The 891-nt window shown below is 34.6% G+C and carries 2 protein-coding genes; both read right to left on the bottom strand.

What is annotated here, in order from left to right; genetic code table 11:
* Positions 1 to 151: 151 nt before the first annotated feature.
* Positions 152 to 454, bottom strand: coding sequence for a helix-turn-helix domain-containing protein (locus tag CDH49_RS15520; protein WP_100616439.1), 303 nt, complete (start codon positions 452 to 454; stop codon positions 152 to 154).
* On the bottom strand, positions 441 to 782 hold the full coding sequence (locus tag CDH49_RS15515) for a type II toxin-antitoxin system RelE/ParE family toxin (RefSeq protein WP_204524839.1): 342 nt from the start codon (positions 780 to 782) through the stop codon (positions 441 to 443). Before CDH49_RS15515 ends, CDH49_RS15520 begins: the two co-directional genes overlap by 14 nt.
* Positions 783 to 891 lie beyond the last annotated feature (109 nt).

The following is an 891-nucleotide window of genomic DNA, read 5'->3' as shown; positions in this document are numbered from 1 at the left end:
CAACGTGTTCGTGTATGATTTCGTTGCGTGAATTTAGCGAATACCATTACAAATACAAGCTAAATTTCGGGAAATCGAGGTTTTTCCGAAAAGAAACGGAACTAGCAATGAATTATACACGGTGTTGCCATTTGTGCTTTTTTAATTAATCCTAAACGTCAAGCGATAACTTTAAACTTCCACCTAATCCTTCTCGGATTATTCGCATCAAAGTCGAAAGTCGTATGTCGCTTGCATTGTTTTCAATTCTCGAAATATAGTTTTTTGTTGTTCCTACTCTTTCAGCAAGTTGTTCTTGGGTCAGATGCTGTTTTTTTCTAGCCTCTTGAATTAAGATGCCAATTTTGAATGTCTCAAATTCTTCTTGGAATTCGTTACGAGACTCAGTTCCGATTTTTCCGTACTGCTCATTTAAATGGTCATCAAACGATGTAATTCTTTTATCTGTTTTCATAATATTCCTTTTTTAGTCGTTCCGCTTTTATAATTTCATTTTTTGGTGTTTTCTGCGTTTTCTTTTGAAATCCGCTCAACAGTATGATTAAATTCCCATCATCAAAAAAACAGAAGATTCTGAAAATTCCGTTTCCAGCCGAAACACGTACTTCCCATAGTCCGTCTGTATTAGTGAGATGTTTTAAAAACTTTTCTGGAACAATTCTGGTGGTTTTTAAAATCAAAAGAGTCCAGTCAATTTTTTTGCGAACAGCCAGTGGCTGTTTAAGATAGAAATCCTTGAAGTGATTTTCGTAAAATCCTATTTGTCTATTAAATTCGCTCAATTTGGTCAGTCGTTAAATTCAGCCCAAAGTTACCTAAAAAGGTAACATTTTCCAAATTTATGAACGAATTTTTAATGCGTAGACGGATTTTCAGCATTAATGGCAACGT

The organism is Confluentibacter citreus, assembly GCF_002807055.1.
Classification (GTDB): Bacteria; Bacteroidota; Bacteroidia; order Flavobacteriales; family Flavobacteriaceae; genus Confluentibacter; species Confluentibacter citreus.
Note: the sequence above shows the minus strand (reverse complement) of the source record. Positions and strands in the feature narration are given on the sequence as shown.